We start from the raw sequence: 20280 nt of genomic DNA, 5'->3' as shown, positions 1-20280 counted from the left end.
AGGAATCGAAATGGAAAATATACTAAAGGTAGAAAAAATAGAGAAGTACTACGGAAATAAGGGAAATGTAACCAAAGCCATAGATAATATAAGCTTCAGGCTGGATAAGGGAGAATTTATAGGAATTATGGGCCCCTCCGGGAGCGGTAAGACAACCTTACTTAACTGTATTTCAACCATCGATACGGTTACCACTGGCCATATCATCATAAATAATAAGGATATCACAGCTCTTAAAGCAAAGAATCTAGAGAAGTTTCGCCGGGATGAGCTGGGCTTTATCTTCCAGGACTTTAATCTTCTAGACACCCTCACAGCTTATGAGAATATAGCCTTAGCTCTTACAATACAAAATAAAAAACCTGGTGAGATAGATACCCTCATTAAAGAAGCCGCTGAAAAGCTTGAAATCAGTGATGTATTAAAGAAATATCCCTATCAGATGTCCGGAGGTCAGAAGCAAAGGGTAGCTTCTGCCAGGGCTCTGGTAACCAAGCCTTCTCTGATATTAGCTGATGAGCCTACAGGAGCCTTAGATTCAAAATCCTCAAGACTATTACTAGGCTCCTTTGAAAAGCTCAATAAGGAATTACAGGCTACAATCCTAATGGTAACCCATGACGCCTTTACTGCAAGCTATGCCCATAGAATACTATTCATAAAGGACGGAAGAATCTTCAATGAGCTTGTGAGAGGACAGGATACTAGAAAGGAATTTTTCAACAAAATAATTGAAGTTGTAACTCTACTAGGAGGCGATGCTGGAGATGTTTTCTAAAATAGCCATAAACAATGTGAAGAGAAGCTTTAAGGATTATACTATATACTTTTTGACACTGACCTTTGCCGTATGTATATTTTACAGCTTTAATTCTATTGAAGCACAAAGGGCAATCCTTGAAATAAATAAAAGCACTGCAAGCTATGTTACAATGTTAAACAACTTTATAGCAGGAGCCTCGGTATTTGTATCCTTTATATTAGGTGGGCTTATAATTTATGCAAATAACTTCTTAATCAAAAAACGTAAAAAAGAAATGGGCATATACTTAACCTTAGGCATGTCAAAGGGCAGGATTTCAAGAATATTAACCCTAGAAACCCTTATAATTGCCCTCATGTCCTTAGTAGTTGGATTGATCATCGGAGTTATTGTATCTCAAGGGCTTTCAGTAATCACTGCAAGGCTCTTAGTGGTTGATATGACAGGCTATAAGTTCATTGTATCCTTTGAAGCGATAATTAAAACTGCCTTATACTTTGGAATTATCTTTCTTCTGGTGATGGCCTTTAACCAATTTACTATTTCAAAATATAAGCTGATAGATCTCATCAGTGCTGCAAAGAAAAATGAAACAGTAAGGCTTAAAAACACCTTTGCTTCTGTAGTACTTTTTCTTATATCTATTGGAATGCTAGTAGCAGCCTACATTATAATTCTCAAAGCTGGGCTTAATACCGATGATTTTATGATTTTAGTCTCTATAGCCTTAGGAGCTTTTGGTACTCTATTATTCTTTTTCAGTCTCTCCAGCTTCTTCATCCAGGCTGTGCAGAAAAATAAAAAGCTATATTTAAAGAATTTAAATGTCTTTGTATTAAGACAGATAAACAACAAAATAACTACTAACTTTGTTTCCATGACGGTAATATGTCTTATGCTTTTCTTAACCATTACACTTTTAGTTACCATGTTTGGTTATAAAGGTACTCTTGATAAATCTATAGAGGGAAACATCTCCTTTGATGCTTCAGCGAGGCTTTATATCACCAGCGACGAGCAAAAGGTAAAGGATATGGAAGAGTTTTTAGATAAAATAGACTTTAAGCTCGAAGACTATGAAGACCATGTATTTTTCAACGAATATGACATGAGTGCTACCTTAGATGATTTAATTAATAAATATTTAAATGAAAAAGAAAAAAAGACCTTTAAGAATCAATATACAGACTCTCCTCTCTCAGCTATAAAGCTATCGGAATATAATTCAATAACAGAGCTTAAAGGACAGGCACCTGTAGAATTAGAAGATGATGAACTTTTAGTAGTATCTAACTATGGTGAAGTAGACATAAGCTATGAGAAGCTTCTAAAAAAAGGCAACAACTTAGAAGTAGAAGGAAGGGTTTATACCATTAAAAATGAATACCCTATAGAAGAAAATATAGTTACTAGTCCATCTGCTACCTATTTCTTATACTTTATAGTTCCTGATAGCTTCCAGGGAGAGCTAATCCCAGAAAAATCAAATATTAATGTAATGTTTGACGATAGCAACCAGGAGGAATCAGAAGAAAAATTCTCCAGCCTATTTACAAGACTCGCAGATGATGTATATTTCGAAGGTGACTTAACTCCAGTAACAGGATACACAGTAGAACAGACTCAGGCATCAATCTATGGCTCCTCTGCAATCCTTGTATTCGTAGGAATTTATCTAGGGATAGTGTTCCTGATATCCAGTGCCGCAGTACTAGCCATTCAGCAATTATCAGAAGCTAGTGATAGTATTCCTAGATATGGTGTTCTTAAGAAAATAGGTACTCCAGAGAGAATGATCAATAAAGCAATTCTTGTGCAGAATTTGATCTACTTTATGATACCTCTATCCTTGGCTATTATTCACTCTATAGTTGGTATAAACTTAAGCAGCGAGCTTTTTATAGCCTCAAAAGACAGCGGCTACGTAAGTTCTACTCTAATGATAGCCTCAGCACTGGTTATAATCTATGGTGGATACTTTTATGCAACCTATACAGGCTTTAAAAATATAGTGAAAAACAGCAACTAAATTAAAATAGTCACCGTCAGATTAGTAGACGGTGACTATTTTCTCTTATACAATATTACCTAAATAAATTACTGCTAAAGTTCATAAAGCCATGGACTATGGTTCCAGTGAAAATAGAATTGTACTTTTTATATAAGAAATTAAAGAACACATGCCAGCCTACAAGGATTATGAGCTGAAGTATATTCTCCGAAAAGTATTGAAAAAGTCTCATATTTACAAGACTCATCTGAAATGGTATATGCATAAGTGAAAACATGACCCCTGCAATGATAATTGCTAAAAAGTCATTTTTAATTATTCCGTATAACCTTGTTTGAATAAACCCTCTAAATATAAGCTCTTCAACAAAACCTATTATTACAAAATAATAAAATATATTATATAAAACCATATCTGCTGAAATTAATTCTCTCTTAGAAAACAAAACAGGTATAATGCCATTAAATACAAGAAAAAGACCCCCAAGGAAGCTTCCTAAGATAATTGAGTTTTTCAGCTTTTCCTTAGTGATTCCAAGTGATGATAGCTTTTGTTTCCTTAAAAGAACTATTAAAATACATACTAAGACCAATAATAAATTTACAACTACCCCTAAATATATCTGCTTTTTCAATAATATTTGTCCCATCGAGAAGTACGCAACCATGAGGAATACATAATAAACAATAGCGATTATTCCATCAATCCTTGTATAATTCCTTACCTCTTCTTTATAATGGTTGTCCACACTAAAAAAACTTCTGATTTTCCCCATAAATCCTTCCTCCAATACAAAATAAAACTGCAAATTAATTATAACACTTGATATATTTTCCAGTAAATCAATTATCATTAAGTATTTGCAATTTAAAAAGAGCAGTTGCAAAATAGCTGCCGCTGCTCTTTTAGTATTATCTTTTGAAATAATACTTTACTAAAGCTTCTTATGCTCAATTATGGTATAAGCCTCTTTCTATCCCTAGTTATTAGCGTTGCTTCTCTCACATTTTCTAAACCCAGAATTTTTGCTGTAAGTCTTTCTAGTCCAATGGCCAAGCCACCATGCTTTGGCATTCCATATTTAAATAGCTCTAGATAGCTTTCGTAGCTTGCTGGATCAAGCCCTTTGTACTGCATATTTTCAACCAGCATTTCATAGTCATGTATCCTCTGCCCTCCTGTGGTAATCTCAATACCCTTGAACAATAAGTCAAAGCTGTGTGTTCCCTCTTCTCCATAAGGCATTGTATACATGGGTCTCTTCCTTCTAGGATAATTAGTCAAAAAGATAAAATCACTATTTAGCTCTTCTTTTGCATATTTGTGTAAAAGCCTTTCTCCTTCTGGGTCTAGGTCACCATCTAGGTCCTGCTTGTTATAATTTTCTTTTAGTATATTAATTGCTTCTTGGAATTGAAGCTTTGGTATTTCACCTTTTATCTCTGGAAGCTCTACCTGAAGCAGCTCTAAATATTCACAGCCCTTGGTTTTCAACTCTTCTAATATGAATTTTAAAAGTCTTTCCTCCATCTCCATTACATCATATTCATTTTCAATGAAGCCCATTTCTAAGTCCAAGCTTACATATTCATTGAGATGCCTGTTAGTATTATGCTCCTCAGCCCTATAAGCATGACCTATTTCATATACCCTTTCAAAGCCTGCTCCCACCATCATCTGCTTATAAAATTGAGGACTTTGAGCTAGGTAGGCCTTATCCTCAAAGTATTTCACTTCAAAAACCTCAGTGCCTCCTTCTGCTCCTTCCTTCACTATCTTAGGAGTACGTATTTCAGTAAAGCCTTCACTGTTTAAAAATACTTTAAAGGCATCCACTATAATGTTCTGTACCTTGAATATACTGCTTACTTTAGTATGGCGAAGGCTCAGTACTCTATTATTAAGCATTGTATCTAGATTTACCTCTAAGGTCTCCTTGTTTATCTCGATGGGCAGCTCCTCTTTAACCTTATTTATTATCTCAAGGCTCTCCACCTGTATTTCAAATGGATTAAGTCTATTATTAGCTTCCTTAACAGTTCCAATAATAGCTACTACTGACTCTAAGGTTATTTCTGATAAATTTGTTTCACTGTTATCCACTATACACTGGACAAGCCCTGATCTATCTCTGAGGATTAAAAAGGTTATGCTCTTTAATTTCCTGATCCTGTGCACCCAGCCTTTAATACATACTCTTTCGTTTATTGCTGCCTTTAACTCACTTACTAGCTTCCTATCCATATAATAATTCCTCCTTAAAATTAATAAACCCCTTGAGTATAAAACCCAAGGGGCAAAAACATTCGCGGTACCACCCTTTTTAATAATGCTTGTCAAACTAAGGCTACACCGTGTACAAGCCTTCTTTTAATTCCTGAGAAAATATAATCTCCTAGGTATTAAAAAAGCACCCACTCCCAATAGGAGTGAATGCTGTATTCACGGTACCATCCTAATCCAACAATGTAATTAAAACATTATCATCTCTAAGCCCTATAACGGGGGAAGCCGTCCTATCCTACTAAATTTCAGATAAGCCTCTCAGGAATGTCCTTCAATATTACTTTTCTCATAGGCTCTCACCAACCCTACTCGCTTTGGATACTAGGTAGATATCTACTCTTTCCTTCATTGAATTTACTTTTAATACATTTTATTAAAAATAATTACAGTTGTCAACTGAAATTATTGAAGCTTGCATAGAAGGCTAGCATCTATGACTTAAGCTACATTACATAGCCTTCTCTACTAATACTATTGAAATCTACTGACTGCATTTTTCTCCTCACTTTAATACTTAAAATCCTCCCAGAGAACAGGAGTAGCTTGTCCATTCTTCCAATCCTCTTTTGTTATACCATAGCCAATGGCATCATATAGCTTTCCAGCTTCACCTGGCCATGCCTTTCGATGATGTGCTTCCTTAACAAAACCACACTTATGAAATACTGATCTCATAGCATAATTATCTTGCCTTGTGTAGCCTTCTAGTCTCTCCTTATCTGAGTAATTATTAAATAAATAATCAACCATCCAATTCACAGTGCTTGTTCCAATTCCCATTCCCTTGTACTTGCTGAGAATTCTTATATCAAAGAGTGGTGTACCATCTTCTAAATCATAAATTCTTACCTGTCCCACTTTTGTATCTTCATCTAAAATAACCCAAAAGGTTTTGCAGTCATCACTAGTATAATAATTATTTTCATAGCTTGCTCTAATTCTTTCCGGCTTTGGGTTTGGTGTCCCATGGAATTCCCAAGTATCTGATGTTAAAAATTCTATAAGAGCATCAATCTCATCTTTAAACTCTTGAAAATGTAATTTCATTATTTTGTTCTCCCTTTAAAATGAAAGTAAAAATAAGCACTACCCAAATAATCTCCTTCATTACTAAATGCTATAAAAATATTCTCCTTGCTGTTGCCGTATTGCTCTTCTATTGGATTTTCTATTTTAATATCCGAATTTCTCTCTATGACTCCAACCCCCTTACTCTGTTTACTATTATATTTTCACTACCTTTAACCTAATTATGTATATATCACTATATTTTACAACAGAACAATATGATTCCTGATGAAATTCATATACTATAAAACTAATTTTAAGTTATAACCTCTTTATTCCTAAGTTAATAATTAAGATTAAGTTTCTCTGTCTTGATATAGAAGTAAAAAGCAAAGAAAAAAGTGCCCCATCCTCACAAGATTAGCACTTTTTCTTAATTAAATCTCTATTTAATTCATCCAATAGCCCTAAAACAAAATAAATGTTCTAAGACTTAGCTTAGTGTTAGCGCACTAAGCTTTTCTTATTTATATTATATCAAATTTCTATAAAAAATAAACATGGTAAATTGTAAGTCTCAGCTACTCTTTATCTTTTTTCTTCTTAAGCTGTTCTTTAAACAAGCTTTTCAGCTTATCTTGTCCTGCTTTAGTTCCTATGTCTGAGCTGCTGATTTCGCCTTTATAGACTGCTTCCATGAGGCGTATGTAGGCTTCACCTAGAGCGGTAGTTATTAATCCTGCAGTGGCTCCAGATATTGATCCTCCAACTACAGTGCCAGCTCCAGGGACTAGCTTTAATAGGTTCGATACAATTGTCCTTCCTGCTATAGTTGCACCACCTGCTCCTAAGGCCGAGGAAACGAAAGCCATGATGATGCTCTTATCTACATTTAAGCCAAAGATTGAGGTAATAGTAGCTATCATGGCAACCTGAGTGGGAACCATCAGTGAGGCATCAGCAAAAGGTATTGGTGCGAAGCCTTCTCCAAAGGTGGCTAGAGTTGCTGTGGCCACGGCTTTCCGGGCACTCCTCCGCTTTTGCTCTAGGGAAGCTATCTGAACGTTTTGTAGTGTATCCTTTAGCTCATCAGGGAGGACCTCACTCATTACAGAAATCAAATTATCTAAGCCATGGGCCTTCTGAACATAATCTTCATCTATCTCATAGTCCTCAGCTAGTACAGGAACTACCTGAACTACATCCAGGTTTTCATTGAGAACTATATTCTGCATTTCCTTTGCCTTTTTCTTAGAAAAGGACTGGGTTAAAATAATTATAACTGGAACCTGAGTTAATTTATTTTCCTCAGCAAAGTCCCTCAGCCAGTCAATCTCGTACTGTTCTATCCTATTAGAAGCAGTATTTATGCAATACCATATACAGTGAATGGCCTCATTAATATCCTTGGAAGCCACACCCTTCCTTATGGTATCTATAATCTCCTTCTTCACTTCACTCTGAGCCTCTTTTCCCAGCTCAAGGCCTCGAGTATCATATATACTTAAAGGGAAGTCCTTTTTACTGATCTTTCTCATATGCATGGTTACAGGCTTACCAATTCCTGTTTCCACTAGCTTTTCTCTAAAAACACTATTTATCAGTGTGCTTTTACCCACACCAGTCTTACCAGCAACAACGATGTTTAGGGTCTTTAAATTTCTTATTTTTTCATTGATTGCTTTGATACAGTCCTGAGCAATCTTCTCTGTATTTATCTCCATAATTCTGCACCCCTTTTATACTTTTTTATAAACAACATTCTCAATAAAAATTTTTATCTCTGTACTAATTTTATCAAATACAACTTTCTCAAGCAATGAACAGCTCCCTAAGGTATCCTATGGTCAATAGGTAATTCTTTTAGCTTAATCATTATAAATCTTTATCTAGGATTAAGAAGCCTCCACAAGGGTTAAAGTCTGAAACATCTCCGGGGTGCTAAGGGTCTATATAAATTTGACTCCTAAATATAAAAGTAGACTAGCCTATTTTCTAAGGAGGCTAGTCCATATTATTATTTCTGAAATTAATAAAGCTATAGCTTTCTTGCCCTATTCTTCAATTGGCTCTAGGTGTGCTTGGAAATGTCTAAGTATTGGTGGCTCCCAGGTGATTTTATAGCCGCGCTTAATTTCATGGGCACGCTCTTTAATTGCTATTAAAGCATCAGCCATAACATCTATATGAGCTTGAGTGTAGACTCTTCTTGGTATGGCAAGCCTTGTAAATTCAAAATCTGCATGGAGCTGCTCACCGGTATCAGGATCATTACCAAGCATATAGGAGCCAATATCACAGGTTCTGATTCCAGCCTCCTTGTAAAGCTCTATAGCTAGAACCTGAGCAGGAAACTCGTAATAAGGAATATGAGGGAACATAGCCTTGGCATCTACAAAGACTCCATGACCCCCAACAGGAGCTTGATACACAATACCTGCGTCATCTAGACGTGATGCTAAATACTCCACCTGTCCTATACGATATCTTAAATAATCCTCATTAAGACCTTCCTCAAGACCAATAGCCAGCGCCTCTAAATCACGACCAGCTAGTCCTCCATATGTGATGAAGCCCTCATAGCTTATGCAGTTAGCTTTAATCTTGATAACCAGTTCTTCATTCTTCACTGGATCCTTGACACCAATCATACCACCCATATTAACAATAGTATCCTTTTTAGCAGACATGGTGAACATATCACCATAGGAGAACATTTTATTGATGATTTCTTTTATTGTCATATCCCTGCATTCTTCTTCGTCTCTTTTAATAAAGAAGGCATTTTCAGCATAACGCGCTGCATCAATATTTAATGGGATGTTGTATTTCTTACAAACCTCAGCAGTATCACGGATATTCTTCAAGGAAACAGGTTGTCCACCTGCTGAATTGTTTGTAACTGTCATTACTACTAAGCCTACATTTTCAGGACCTTTTTCTAGGATTATCTCTTCAAGATGCTTTACATCCATATTCCCCTTAAACTTGCATCGGCGGCTTGGATCCTTAGCCTCTTCCACTACACAGTCTATTGCCCTGGCTCCTGCCAGCTCAACATGAGCCCTTGTGGTATCAAAGAACATATTAGAAATAGCATATTGTCCTTCATGAAGAAAGGCTGGAAATAAAACCTTCTCTGCAGCACGACCTTGATGTACAGGCTGTATATAGTCATATCCAAATATATCCCTAGCTGTATTAACAAGTCGATAATAGCTTCGTGCACCGGCATAGGCTTCATCACCATTCATGATGCCTGCCCATTGCTCAGAGCTCATTGCATTTGTACCCGAATCCGTAAGAAGGTCAATGTATACGTCTTCACCCTTAAGATTAAAAAGATTGTACTTGGCTTCCTTTATCTTTTCCTTACGCTCTTCCTCTGTGGTCATTTTAATAGTTTCAACCATCTTGATTCTAAATGGCTCAGGAATATATTTAATTGCCATAATGAAACCTCCATTTTTAATTTATTCCAAAATTATCCTTACTAAATAATTTTATTACTGTTAAAAATAATTGTCAATATTAGGAATATTTTGAGAACATCCTCACTTTTATCTATGAAAAATAGAAAATAAACAAAAAAAGACTGCCTGGTAAAAGGCAGCTTATCTAAAACTCTTTATTCATTGGACAAGCAAAGCTCAGCAGAAAGTTCACTCATAGGGCCTATAGGCACGTAAAGATCTGCTACAAGCTGTCCATTATCGTAATAATAATATTCAATGTCGTCAGTATTTTTATGATTATAGCCCTCTTCATTAAGCCATACTGAATAGATGTAGCCCCAGGTTTTTTGTACACTTTCTGTTATTGGCCCAATAACCTTAAAAACTGCATAAAGGGAGGGCTCTAATCTATACACCACCATGTCCTCAGGAATATTCTCTATGGTATTAACCTCGTGGCCTATCATATAATCAAAGCTCTCGCCTTGTGAAAATATGCAGATACCCATACCTTCATCATTATTTTTACGTCCTATTATCTTCTCTTTTTCCTTATCACCATGCCATCTCTGCCACAGCAGCGGTATATCTTGAAGATTGCTGCCATCAGCCTTGACCCTCCACTTCTTACCTACTACATTCCTTTCAGGAAGCTTCAAATATGAAGGCTTCAATCCTTCCTTATTTAATTTTAATCGAAACAGCATATACTCAAGGTTTATTGGCTCTCTTATAAAATAAAGCAATTTATCTCTTTTCACCTCTGAAGGTGCTCTTCCATAAACCTTTTCAAAGGCTCTGGTGAAGGCTTCTCTTGATTCATAACCATATTTTATGCCAATATCCAGGATAGACTTATCTGTATATACTAGCTCCTTTGCTGCCTCTGTAAATCTTCTCTTTCTCACATAGTCCTTGAGGGAATCCCCTATAACACCCTTAAAAATACGGTGAAAATGATAAAGAGAATAGCCAGCTTCCTTGGCTATAACAGATAAATCCATATCCTCCTGTAGATTATTTTCAATATAATTTAATGCCTTTTCCATAGACTTGATATAGGACATATTCATCACCTTATTCTAAGCTATTGATAACCTTGGCAAAATCTTCTGGTACTTTAATACCTTCATCTCCCTGAACAAAGCTCCATAAAGACTTAAAGTCACTATTAGAGTTCAGGACAAGCTCAGATAGCTTATCCATTACCTCATAATCTTTTTCTGTCCATTCTTCTATTGGCTTGCTTTTATAGCCTTCCCACATATCCCAGGGCTGCATGGGAAGCTTTAATAATGAATTGGCATCCAGGATGAGATTGCACCTTAAATAATCATAGCCCCACCATTTAAAAATACCAAATAACTGAGGATTAGCTAAGCCTTCACGGCAGAGCTTCCAGGCTCTTGGCCCTGTTATAAAATACTCTTCTGGTACATCCAATGGATCAAAAGTCAGCTTCAAAGCTCTTTTCTGAAGCTCGTCCATCTGTGCGTCTACCATAATCCACTGCTGCTTGTCATGATTCCAATATTCAAGAACCCAATGGTCCATATACTTACCTCGATCAAAATAAGTGGCAAAGCCACATCTTGCCCTAGCTGGTATGCCCGCCTCTCTACAAAGAGCAACAGCAGCTACAGAAAAGTCACGACAAATTCCTATGATCTTATTTCCACTTGTCTTTTTCTCTGATACATGGGTATATCCAAGTTTATTTAAGATTTTAAGCTTATCCTCAAAGCTTCGTATAAAGGGCTCCTTCTTCCACTCTTCACTAAGCTTTACTCCATAAGCCTCGGTCCAGTGCTGATGGAGTAGTATATTTTGAACATAGTCTACAATTACATTTATATCTCTTGGTATATTGGTAACCATAGCTTTCATGGTTTTAATTTCTGTCATGATGTCATGGTCTCTATATAAGTTAATATTGTTTTCAATCATAATAATCACTCCTATCATTATGCTCGGCATAAGGGATTATTGTCCATTTATTGCAATTATACTATCTAATAGATAATGATGAGTGATATTTTGTGCTATTATTAGAAATCTATATTAAACATATAAATTCTTAGAGAGCTCCCGCAGCTTAGCTTCATCAAGTACATATATCTTTTTATTCTCGTACTTTATAATTTCTTTTTCTTCAAGCTCCTTTATGGTTCTATTTAAATGTCTATAGGTTGTCCCCAAAAATTGAGAAATTTGCAGCAGCGAGGAGGTAATATCTATATAACCCTTATCTCCCAGGCAATCAACTAAGTAGCTGGATAATCTATTTATAAGGGGATACACAAAATTATAAGAGCTGTTATTTATAGTAGCATGCAGCTTTTCACTTAAGGTATCAACTAAATGGCGGAGAAACTGAGGATTATCCATATAAGCTTTTCTTAAGATATCTGAAGAAATAGCTATTAAATAGGTGTCCTCCATGGCTTCAATATCGCAAGTAATGGGCCGATTCTTTAAAAGCTCTAAATCTCCAATGGTGTTGAAGGGCCTATAAACCTTTAAAATCATTGCTTTTCCATTCTCAAAAAGATATGAAATTCTAACCCTGCCCTCCACAAGCAAATAATAGTATTCTAGATTACTTTCTGCTATAAAGATGCTTTCATTCTTTTCATAGTAGTGAAGCTCCATAATCTTAATTAAATCCTCATGAAAGATTTCTTCTATATTATGTTTATCAATATAAGCTTTTAAAAGCTTATTATCTAAAATTCTTTTCATAAATCCTCCTTAACATGACATAGGTCACGTCTGAATCATTATCAATATATTATTCTATTAGTAAATAATTGTAAAGAAAGAAGTGATTCATAGATGTATAAAAAGCTTTCACTTATAAATGGAGTTATCCTAGCCATAATGGTATTCTTCAATGGAATGCTCACAGGTATAATAGGGCCCTACAGAAGTACACTTATATATTATTCCCTAGGACTTATCCTGATTATTGGAATTTCTAGGGTAAAGAAATTTAAACTTTTAAGCTTAAGGAAGCTACCAATAATATTTCTTATCCCAGGGATATTGAATCTCGTAACTATACTTTTAAACAACTTTACCATACCTAATATAGGAGTAACCATGGCAAGCTCATTGTCCCTATTTGGTCAGCTTATTATGTCCAGCCTCGTAGATCACTTTGGACTCTTTGGTATGCCTATTCATAGAATAAGAAAACAGAAATTACTAGGCCTTTCTGTAATTTCTCTCGGTATTGCATCAATGATAATTTTATAGGAGGTAATATTATGTATATAATACTTTCACTTTTAGCAGGAGTTTCAATAGTTATAAACATGATAATAGGCGGAAAGGTCTCACAAAGGGAAGGGATGATAAATGGAGTTTATATAAATTATTTAGTAGCCGCTGTAGCTTCCCTTATACTTAGTGCCGTAATGATAGGATTCACTCCTGATTACAGCTCTTTAAGAGGAATCCCTCTCCCCTACTTTTTAGGAGGCTTCATCGGTGTTTTAACAACCTACTTGGCTAATCTAGTAGTTTCTAAGTTGCCAGCGGTATATATAGTGCTCCTCCGTTTTATCGGTCAAATACTTACCAGTGCTATTATAGACTATGTATATTTTGAGGTCCTATCTCCTGGAAAGATAATTGGAGGGGTTCTGTTTATAATTGGGCTTATAATTAACGTAAAGATTGATGAGAAGGAAAAGGAAGAAAATCTTAGGCTAATTGAAGAGGTATAAAAATTTGATGCTCTGGAGGTAATTCTCTAGAGCATCCTTTTTTAAAAATAGTATACATATTAATCCCACTGCCCAGGAAAATTAAGCTTCCTTAGTGGTGGGAACTTCTTATTATATTCCTCTACCTCTCCCATTGGAATACTATGAAAAACCTCGGCATCATGAAACTTTCCTTTTATGCCTTTCATGCTCCCTTCTGCTAACTCAATACCCATGAAGGCATCAAAATTAGTACCATCAGCGGTGGTAATATTGAAGTTATCGCAGGTCTTAAAGCCTAATCTGGGATAATAATCTGGTTCACCAAATATAACAATCACTTTATAGCCTCTATCTGCCGCTAGCTTCATGGTTTCCTTTAATAGCAGCTTTCCAACTCCACATCCCTGCCATTTAGGCTCTACACAGAGGGGACCGAAGGTTATAACCTCATGAACATCGGTTCCGTCCACTACTTTTGACTTTGAATACATTATGCAACCTATAACCTCTCCATCCTTTACCGCTATTCTGCTGAGCTCTGAAAGATAATCTTTATCTGTGCGCAGTTTATGGACAAGGTAATGCTCTGTGCATCCAGGGACAAACTTATTCCAGAAGGCATGCTGTGTCATCAGCTCTACCTGATAATAATCATCCTCTGTTTCTCTTCTAATTTCTATTTCCTCAAGCTTTAGATTCTTCTTTTCTTCTGGGAACCATCCGAGCTCTAGTCTTACTTCCTTCCTCTGCAGGTCATTGTTCTTATAGCAGCAGGTGTCCATGCCAATCAAGGTAAAGCCTTCATTAAGATAGAAATCCACTGCATTAACATTGCAGGATTGGGTTTCTAATATAATTGCACGACGACGTTCCCTTCTTGCCTGCCCCTTGGCCACCTCAATTAGTGCATGTCCTATTCCTTGTTTTTGATATTCCTCTGCTACCCAAAGCTCTGTAATTCTCAAACGATTTGACCACAATTCTTGATCTGTTTCAATGGCCGCAACTAGCTTCTCATCAATCACTACTCCCCAAGCATAAGCATTCTCCCAATGATCTTTATACAGCTTATCAGGAAAATCATATTCTTCTGGTGTATGAGTTACTGGCTCTTGAAAGTTTTTCTTTTCTATATCAATGGCAAAGCCCCTATCTGTCTTATTTATGGTAACATCGTAGTACTTATCTGTGGTATATCCTATGGGAAGTATAGTATCCTTCCACTTGTCTTTTGATAAATGAATTATCTCATATGTCATCAGTTTCACTCCTATCTACTTTTTAGCAGAAATATCTACTGAAATTATATTTTTATTTTCTCAAAATCTTATCCATTGCTTTTCCTTTGGCTAACTCATCGATGAGTTTATCTAAGTAGCGGACTTCCTTCATGGTTGGCTCTTTGATATCCTCTATTCGCACACCACAGATTACACCTTTAATCAAATTTCTCAAGAGATTTAGCCTTGGTGCTTCCTCAAAGAAGGTCTGAAAATCCACTTCTCTTTCCAGCTGAGCTTCAAGCTCTTCCTCACTATAGCCTGTGAGCCAGCAGATGATTTCATCTACTTCTGCTTTTGTACGCTCTTTTCTCTCTGCCTTCTTAACATATAGTGGGTAAACCTTTGCTATGCTCATTGTATTAATATTATTCCTCACTATAAGATACCCTCCCTTATATGGTTTTCTCTTTACTGTTTTCACTTCCATAGCTTAATTATCTTCTTTTAATACCAAAAGCTTTATGATATATACATAAATATATCTGCTGATATTAAATTAAAAATGAGTATTACTGATAATATCTTTTATATATTTCTTTCTGAATCTCTTTAGTCATTGTCCAAACATTACAGTCTTGATTTGCTAATAATACCAAAGTAATATCCTTTTCTGGATAATATGAGAACTTAGCAGATACTCCATCATTTTGTCCATCTTTATATATACAAAATGGTCTATCGGTATCTTTTAATAGTAAAAATTCAAAAGCATAACCATTTGTTTTGTATAATCCAGGAATCTCATACCATTCTTCCTCCTGTATAAACTCACAATGTGGGGTTAGCAATATATTTGAAAATTTATCATTCAAAAGCAAGTGATTTTTAATTGCTGAAATAAACTTGTTAATGTCCTCTGCCGTAGTATATGCTCCCCCATCTGGTGTTCCTTGTGGAGGATAACAGTAAATATTCTTTTTGTACCCTATAGTTTTTCCACTTTCATTCCTGATACTTTTATATCCCTCTGCGGTATTTTCATTAATTCCATCCATTGAAAAAAAACCAGAGTTTTTCATATCTGCTTTTCTAAAAATATTTATGTGGACATAGCCTCTATAATTCATACCAGTTATTTTCTCAACAGCTAGTCCCAAAAGAACATAAGAACAATTGCAATATCTAACACTTGTTCCTGCTTTAAAATTCGGTTTTTTATAAGCAAAGTTTTTCAGGAAGTCCCTACATTCTCTAATTGCATAATTAGGCTTGTCTATAAACAGAGCTGAATATTCCTCTCCAGCTTCCTCATCAGCATCATCGGCTATTCCAGAGGTATGATTTAAAAGTTGCTCTATAGTAACATCTGCCGGTATTTCTGTCCCTGATAAATCTATTATATCTACAATTTTATCTTCAAAGTTAAGTTTATTTTGCTGAATAAGCTGAAGTATAGCTACAGCTGTAAATAGCTTTGTAATAGATGCAGTATCAAATTTTGTATCGATACTATTAGGTATTTTAAATGCCCTGTTGGCATATCCATAGGCTTTTTCAAAGACCGTTTCACCTTTTACTTTAAGCATGCAAACACCACTGAAATTGCTACTTTCTGCCCATTGATTACATATATTCTCAATGAAATCCTTCATGATGAACATCCTTTCAAAAGCGAAGATTATTTTTCTTTTTCTAATTGTATATAAAAGTGTTTATCCATCTACCATGTCCTTAATCTGCACACACACCTCGTCCAAATCAGTTTGTCCTGACACCACATGGATACTATGTTCCTCTCCATCAAAGCAGCCATGTTTTCTTTCCAGCATTGCAGCTACTGGAGCTGGTAGATTGCCATGCATCCTCTTAGCAAATCGCTCCTTTATGGTATCTAAATCTGCCGTAACCAAAACACGGAGAGCACCCTCTGGAAGAAGTGGCAGATGTTCCTTTTCTGAAATTACATAGATTATATGATTTCCTGAAACGGCTTCATTTAGCTTCGTCTGAAATGCTATCCTTGCAGCAGCCTCATTTTTAGCTAAACGAAGATATTCCTTGCCTGTATATAATTCTGCTTTCAACGGTTCTTTGAGCTTCTCAGCCAGTGTTGACTTACCCACACAGCTTTCTCCAAATATTCCGATTACCATATTATTTTCCTCCCATTAATAGTGCTATTTATAAAGTAAATTAATCATATAGCCTTGCATAAATAAAGGTATCCTTCCAAATTGGCTGATCATTATCATCTCTCCAGAAAAAAACACTCTTTCTTAAGTGACCTTCACGAATAAAGCCCATTTTCTCTAACAGCTCCCAAGAATTTTTGTTTTTAGGATCGCACTTAGCATATATTCTATGGATTCCACTATTAAAAGCTAATTCAATCAGCCTTTCACAGCTCTCTTTTGCATATCCCTTCTTCCAATAGCTTTCGTTAAAAACATAGCCTATCTCCACAGCATTAAAATCTCTTTTTCCCAAATATATATTGCCTATCATTTTATTGGAAGCCTTCAATTGAACAGCTATCATTTCATCTGTGGATATTCTCCATTCCAATTCGCTTTTTACTTCGTCAATAGTCATTGTCTTATAAGGCTCAAATTCTACAACCTTAGGATTTGACAGGTATTCATATAAATCCTGTAAATCCTCTTCTATATACCTTCTCAGAATCAGTCTATCAGTTTCTGTAATTACTACATTATCTCTCATGATATATCTCCCTAAAATTCTCATTTATCTTTGTTGCAATGTAAACCTCTTAGTTTTTCTGAAGATATATCCAATATCGCTTCATCTTGATATCATCAACAGAAATTTCTTTTTCAAAAACTCCTCCATTGGCAATAATGGTCTTTTCGCTGGCTATATTAATAGAATCACAGGTAATCATAACCTTGCTTAAGCCATGATTTTTGCAGCTTTGTAGCACTTGTCTTAGCATTTCCTTTCCGTATCCTTTTCTTCTTTCATCAGGGCGTACGGAGTATCCGATATGGCCACCCCAAACACTTAAAACAGGATGATCTATATGATGTCTGAAATCAATCATTCCTACAATTTTATTATCAGACAAGCGAACTGCAACATAGACATTAGATGGCACCTTATCCTTTGGACAAGTTTCTATTGATTCCAGCATGGAGACATCCTTTATCCATTCCTCAACAGATAAATAACTGTCCAAGTTATAGCAACCTGCAAAGCTGTCTTCATCCTGTGAAGCTAATATCTCCTCACGAAACTTCAGTATATCCCCAGCATATTCAATTGTTGGTTTCATTAACTTAATTTCAGACATCATTACACCTCTTTCTTTAAATGCTTATGCAAAATAGTCACTTATTCCTAATAACTTGCTAGTACTGTCCCATAAGTCCCTTCTTCTTAGCTACCTTAATACATCCTTTGAAGAAGAATAAGCCTATAGAAAAATATATTAATGAATTTGCTATCATAAACAGGTAATCTGTTAGAGATAAATCAACAAGAGATATCTTCCCCAGGATAATTCCATATACACTGATAACGGAAGGTCTGAAGGGAATTATAAAATTACTGATAATCTCATTTCCTATTTCTGTGGGGAATATGAGAGCAATTAGAAAGTACTGGACCATATTGAGGATAGCATTGATTCTTTTAAAGATAATAGCCAGTCCACCAAATATCATACCTATTCCTATGATACTGAATACCCCAAGAAATATCGGTGCTGTCACAGCTAGGATATTCCCCTCAAGCCTCTTATCCCTGCAAAATATCTGAGGTTTTCCACGGGGGTTAGCCTCCAGTAAAGATTTCTCGTACCTTCAAAGAGGGCAGATATATGCTTTATCTGTTTTCTGTTACTTTCTCCCAGAAGCTTGATTTCCCCTTCCTCAGGAATTATCAAATTACAGATACTTTTTATCGTGGTAGTTTTTCCCGAGCCGTTTGAACCAAGAATGGCAGTAATCCTCCCCTTCTTAACCTGAAAGCTTACCCCTTTCAAGGCCTGTACTTTTCCATAGCTCTTTTTAAGATTAGAAACTTCTATCGCGTACAATCCAATCCCTCCACTAGTTTGTAATCTTCTTATTCATAATTTTACAGCAATTCAGTTGCATTTTCTAAATTATACCATATAATGGTTTTTTAGTGATTGTTTAAAGCATAGCTTTAAAAACTTTTTATCACGAGAGCACATGCTGATTATGAAATAAGTAATAAGTCATAAGTCATAACTCATGTGCCAGTCACCATTTCATATAATTATCTAATTAAATTTATATGTTATCCTGTTGACACTAGAAAATTACAAGTATACACTTACATTAATTGTAATATATGTAAATATATTTTATAGCATCTACTATTATCCATGATAAAAACATTATAATAAAAGCATATATTCAAAAGTATGGAATTGGGGGTTGTAAATGAAAATTATAGTTTTAAATGGGAGTCCTAAAGGAGAAATCAGCATTACTATGCAGTATATAAACTATATTCAAAAAAAGTTTAAACACCATGAGCTAAAAACATTTAACATTGCACAAAGGATTAATCAAATAGAAAAAGATACAGAAGCTTTTGATGAAATAATCAAAGAAATTCAGTTAAGTGACGGAATTATATGGGCCTTCCCTCTTTATGTTTGTACAGTTCATTCTAGCTATCAAAGGTTTATTGAACTGATTTTTGAAAGGAATGCTGAATATGCTTTTAGCGAGAAGTATACATCTGTTCTTACCACATCAATTCACTTTTTTGATAATACTGCAGTAAATTACATGAACTCTATCTGTGATGATTTAAATATGAATTATGTGGATTGTTTTACTCCAGAAATGTATGACCTAGAAAAGGAAGCTATGAGGAAAAATTTATTACAATTTGCTCAAAACCTTTTTGATGCAATAGAAAATAAAATACTTACTTCAAAAAACTACAGCCCAGTAAGGTATTTTAAAAAAGAATATGCTCCTGAAGCTAGCTTTGATAAAATAGATTCTTCAAACAAAAAAGTAGTTTTAGTAGCGGATTCTTTAGAAGATATTAATTTAAAAAATATGATTGATAAGTTCACAACCTCTTTTTCTACAGCTATAGAAGTAGTTAACCTTCAGGATTTAACTATAAAGGGTGGCTGCTTGGGTTGTCTAAAATGTGGTTATAACTATGAGTGTGCTTATACGGATAAGGATGATTTTATAAACTTTTATAATAGCAAATTAAAGACAGCGGATATCATAGTGTTTGCTGGTGCCATTAAGTACCGGTATTTATCTTATGCATGGAAGAGATTCTTAGACAGAGCATTTTTTAATACTCATACCCCCATGCTTTCTGATAAGCAAATTGGCTTTATTATCTCTGGTCCCTTAATGCAAATACCTAATTTAAGACAAATACTAGAATCTTATGTTCAATTTCAGGGAGCTAATTTAGTTGGCTTCGTTACAGATGAGTATGATTCAAATATAGAAATAGATAAACAGCTCTATGCTTTTTCCCATAACCTTATTAAATTCTCAACCACTAATTACAAAAAGCCTTTTAATTTTCTTGGTATCGCTGGCATGAAATTATTTAGAGATGAAGTATGGGGAAACCTGCGTTTTCCATTTGTCGCTGATCATAAAGCTTATAAAGCACTTAATATGTATGATTTCCCACAGAGGAATTATAAAGCCAGAATAAAAAATATTATACTTATTCTCATGTGCAAAATTCCAAAAGTAAGAAAAGAAATTTATTCTGAGCAAATAAAGCCCTCTATGATTTTATCCTTAAAGAAAATAGTAGATGACCCAGCCACTTAATTAAA

General features: G+C 35.2%; 21 protein-coding genes and 1 other annotated feature. Of the genes, 5 read left to right on the top strand and 16 right to left on the bottom strand.

The window, feature by feature from the left end:
- The first annotated feature begins 10 nt into the window (after positions 1-10).
- The gene (locus ACPWSR_RS07880) at positions 11-778 is read left to right on the top strand and encodes an ABC transporter ATP-binding protein (protein ID WP_426351133.1); all 768 of its coding nucleotides are present in this window, start codon (positions 11-13) and stop codon (positions 776-778) included.
- Positions 768-2792: an ABC transporter permease gene (locus tag ACPWSR_RS07875; RefSeq protein ID WP_426351132.1), complete on the top strand. Its 2025-nt coding sequence runs from the start codon at positions 768-770 to the stop codon at positions 2790-2792. The genes ACPWSR_RS07880 and ACPWSR_RS07875 overlap by 11 nt, the downstream gene beginning before the upstream one ends.
- Positions 2793-2847: 55 nt before the next feature.
- On the opposite strand, the gene ACPWSR_RS07870 is transcribed toward ACPWSR_RS07875, so the two are convergent.
- From ACPWSR_RS07870 to ACPWSR_RS07835, 8 genes are all read right to left on the bottom strand, one after another.
- Positions 2848-3549, bottom strand: coding sequence for a CPBP family intramembrane glutamic endopeptidase (locus tag ACPWSR_RS07870; RefSeq protein ID WP_426351131.1), 702 nt, complete (start codon positions 3547-3549; stop codon positions 2848-2850).
- A 179-nt stretch (positions 3550-3728) separates the two neighbouring features.
- Positions 3729-5018, bottom strand: a complete 1290-nt coding sequence (gene aspS / locus ACPWSR_RS07865; protein ID WP_426351130.1) for an aspartate--tRNA(Asn) ligase — start codon at positions 5016-5018, stop codon at positions 3729-3731.
- Positions 5019-5196: 178 nt separating this feature from the next.
- Positions 5197-5418: a binding site (T-box leader), on the bottom strand.
- A 149-nt stretch (positions 5419-5567) separates the two neighbouring features.
- The gene (locus ACPWSR_RS07860; RefSeq protein ID WP_426351129.1) at positions 5568-6107 is read right to left on the bottom strand and encodes a GNAT family N-acetyltransferase; all 540 of its coding nucleotides are present in this window, start codon (positions 6105-6107) and stop codon (positions 5568-5570) included.
- A gap of 542 nt (positions 6108-6649) precedes the next feature.
- Positions 6650-7792 (bottom strand): YcjF family protein, encoded by a 1143-nt coding sequence (locus ACPWSR_RS07855; RefSeq protein WP_426351128.1) that lies wholly within the window; start codon positions 7790-7792, stop codon positions 6650-6652.
- A gap of 330 nt (positions 7793-8122) precedes the next feature.
- A complete protein-coding gene (locus tag ACPWSR_RS07850) occupies positions 8123-9520 on the bottom strand; it encodes a tryptophanase (RefSeq protein WP_426351127.1) in 1398 nt (465 codons plus the stop codon).
- A gap of 176 nt (positions 9521-9696) precedes the next feature.
- On the bottom strand, positions 9697-10590 hold the full coding sequence (locus ACPWSR_RS07845) for a GyrI-like domain-containing protein (RefSeq protein ID WP_426351126.1): 894 nt from the start codon (positions 10588-10590) through the stop codon (positions 9697-9699).
- A 10-nt stretch (positions 10591-10600) separates the two neighbouring features.
- Positions 10601-11470: a transglutaminase-like domain-containing protein gene (locus ACPWSR_RS07840; protein ID WP_426351125.1), complete on the bottom strand. Its 870-nt coding sequence runs from the start codon at positions 11468-11470 to the stop codon at positions 10601-10603.
- Positions 11471-11584: 114 nt separating this feature from the next.
- Positions 11585-12265: a Crp/Fnr family transcriptional regulator gene (locus ACPWSR_RS07835; protein WP_426351124.1), complete on the bottom strand. Its 681-nt coding sequence runs from the start codon at positions 12263-12265 to the stop codon at positions 11585-11587.
- Positions 12266-12358: 93 nt separating this feature from the next.
- On the opposite strand from ACPWSR_RS07835, the gene ACPWSR_RS07830 reads away from it, so the two are divergent.
- Positions 12359-12781 carry a DMT family transporter gene (locus tag ACPWSR_RS07830; protein WP_426351123.1) on the top strand — a complete coding sequence of 141 codons (423 nt, stop codon included), beginning with the start codon at positions 12359-12361 and terminating at the stop codon, positions 12779-12781.
- Between the two features lie 11 nt (positions 12782-12792).
- Complete coding sequence (locus ACPWSR_RS07825; RefSeq protein ID WP_426351122.1) at positions 12793-13254, top strand: DMT family transporter; 462 nt, start codon at positions 12793-12795, stop codon at positions 13252-13254.
- Between the two features lie 59 nt (positions 13255-13313).
- On the opposite strand, the gene ACPWSR_RS07820 is transcribed toward ACPWSR_RS07825, so the two are convergent.
- The 8 genes from ACPWSR_RS07820 to ACPWSR_RS07785 form a co-directional block, all read right to left on the bottom strand.
- Positions 13314-14495, bottom strand: a complete 1182-nt coding sequence (locus ACPWSR_RS07820) for a GNAT family N-acetyltransferase (RefSeq protein ID WP_426351121.1) — start codon at positions 14493-14495, stop codon at positions 13314-13316.
- Positions 14496-14547: 52 nt separating this feature from the next.
- Complete coding sequence (locus ACPWSR_RS07815) at positions 14548-14874, bottom strand: DUF2200 domain-containing protein (protein ID WP_426351365.1); 327 nt, start codon at positions 14872-14874, stop codon at positions 14548-14550.
- 154 nt (positions 14875-15028) lie between these two features.
- Positions 15029-16111, bottom strand: a complete 1083-nt coding sequence (locus tag ACPWSR_RS07810; RefSeq protein WP_426351120.1) for a serine hydrolase domain-containing protein — start codon at positions 16109-16111, stop codon at positions 15029-15031.
- A 60-nt stretch (positions 16112-16171) separates the two neighbouring features.
- Positions 16172-16612 carry a hypothetical protein gene (locus ACPWSR_RS07805; protein ID WP_426351119.1) on the bottom strand — a complete coding sequence of 147 codons (441 nt, stop codon included), beginning with the start codon at positions 16610-16612 and terminating at the stop codon, positions 16172-16174.
- Between the two features lie 40 nt (positions 16613-16652).
- Positions 16653-17180, bottom strand: a complete 528-nt coding sequence (locus ACPWSR_RS07800; RefSeq protein ID WP_426351118.1) for a GNAT family N-acetyltransferase — start codon at positions 17178-17180, stop codon at positions 16653-16655.
- Positions 17181-17229: 49 nt separating this feature from the next.
- Positions 17230-17769, bottom strand: a complete 540-nt coding sequence (locus tag ACPWSR_RS07795; RefSeq protein WP_426351117.1) for a GNAT family N-acetyltransferase — start codon at positions 17767-17769, stop codon at positions 17230-17232.
- A 58-nt stretch (positions 17770-17827) separates the two neighbouring features.
- Entirely contained in the window at positions 17828-18190 is a 363-nt protein-coding gene (locus ACPWSR_RS07790; RefSeq protein WP_426351116.1) for a hypothetical protein, read from the bottom strand.
- Between the two features lie 2 nt (positions 18191-18192).
- Entirely contained in the window at positions 18193-18516 is a 324-nt protein-coding gene (locus ACPWSR_RS07785) for an ATP-binding cassette domain-containing protein (RefSeq protein WP_426351115.1), read from the bottom strand.
- Between the two features lie 373 nt (positions 18517-18889).
- On the opposite strand from ACPWSR_RS07785, the gene ACPWSR_RS07780 reads away from it, so the two are divergent.
- On the top strand, positions 18890-20275 hold the full coding sequence (locus tag ACPWSR_RS07780; RefSeq protein WP_426351114.1) for an NAD(P)H-dependent oxidoreductase: 1386 nt from the start codon (positions 18890-18892) through the stop codon (positions 20273-20275).
- The last annotated feature ends 5 nt before the right edge of the window (positions 20276-20280 follow it).

Source organism: Alloiococcus sp. CFN-8, from assembly GCF_049943125.1.
Lineage (GTDB): Bacteria > Bacillota > Clostridia > Clostridiales > Clostridiaceae > JAEXZL01.
Note: the sequence above shows the minus strand (reverse complement) of the source record. Positions and strands in the feature narration are given on the sequence as shown.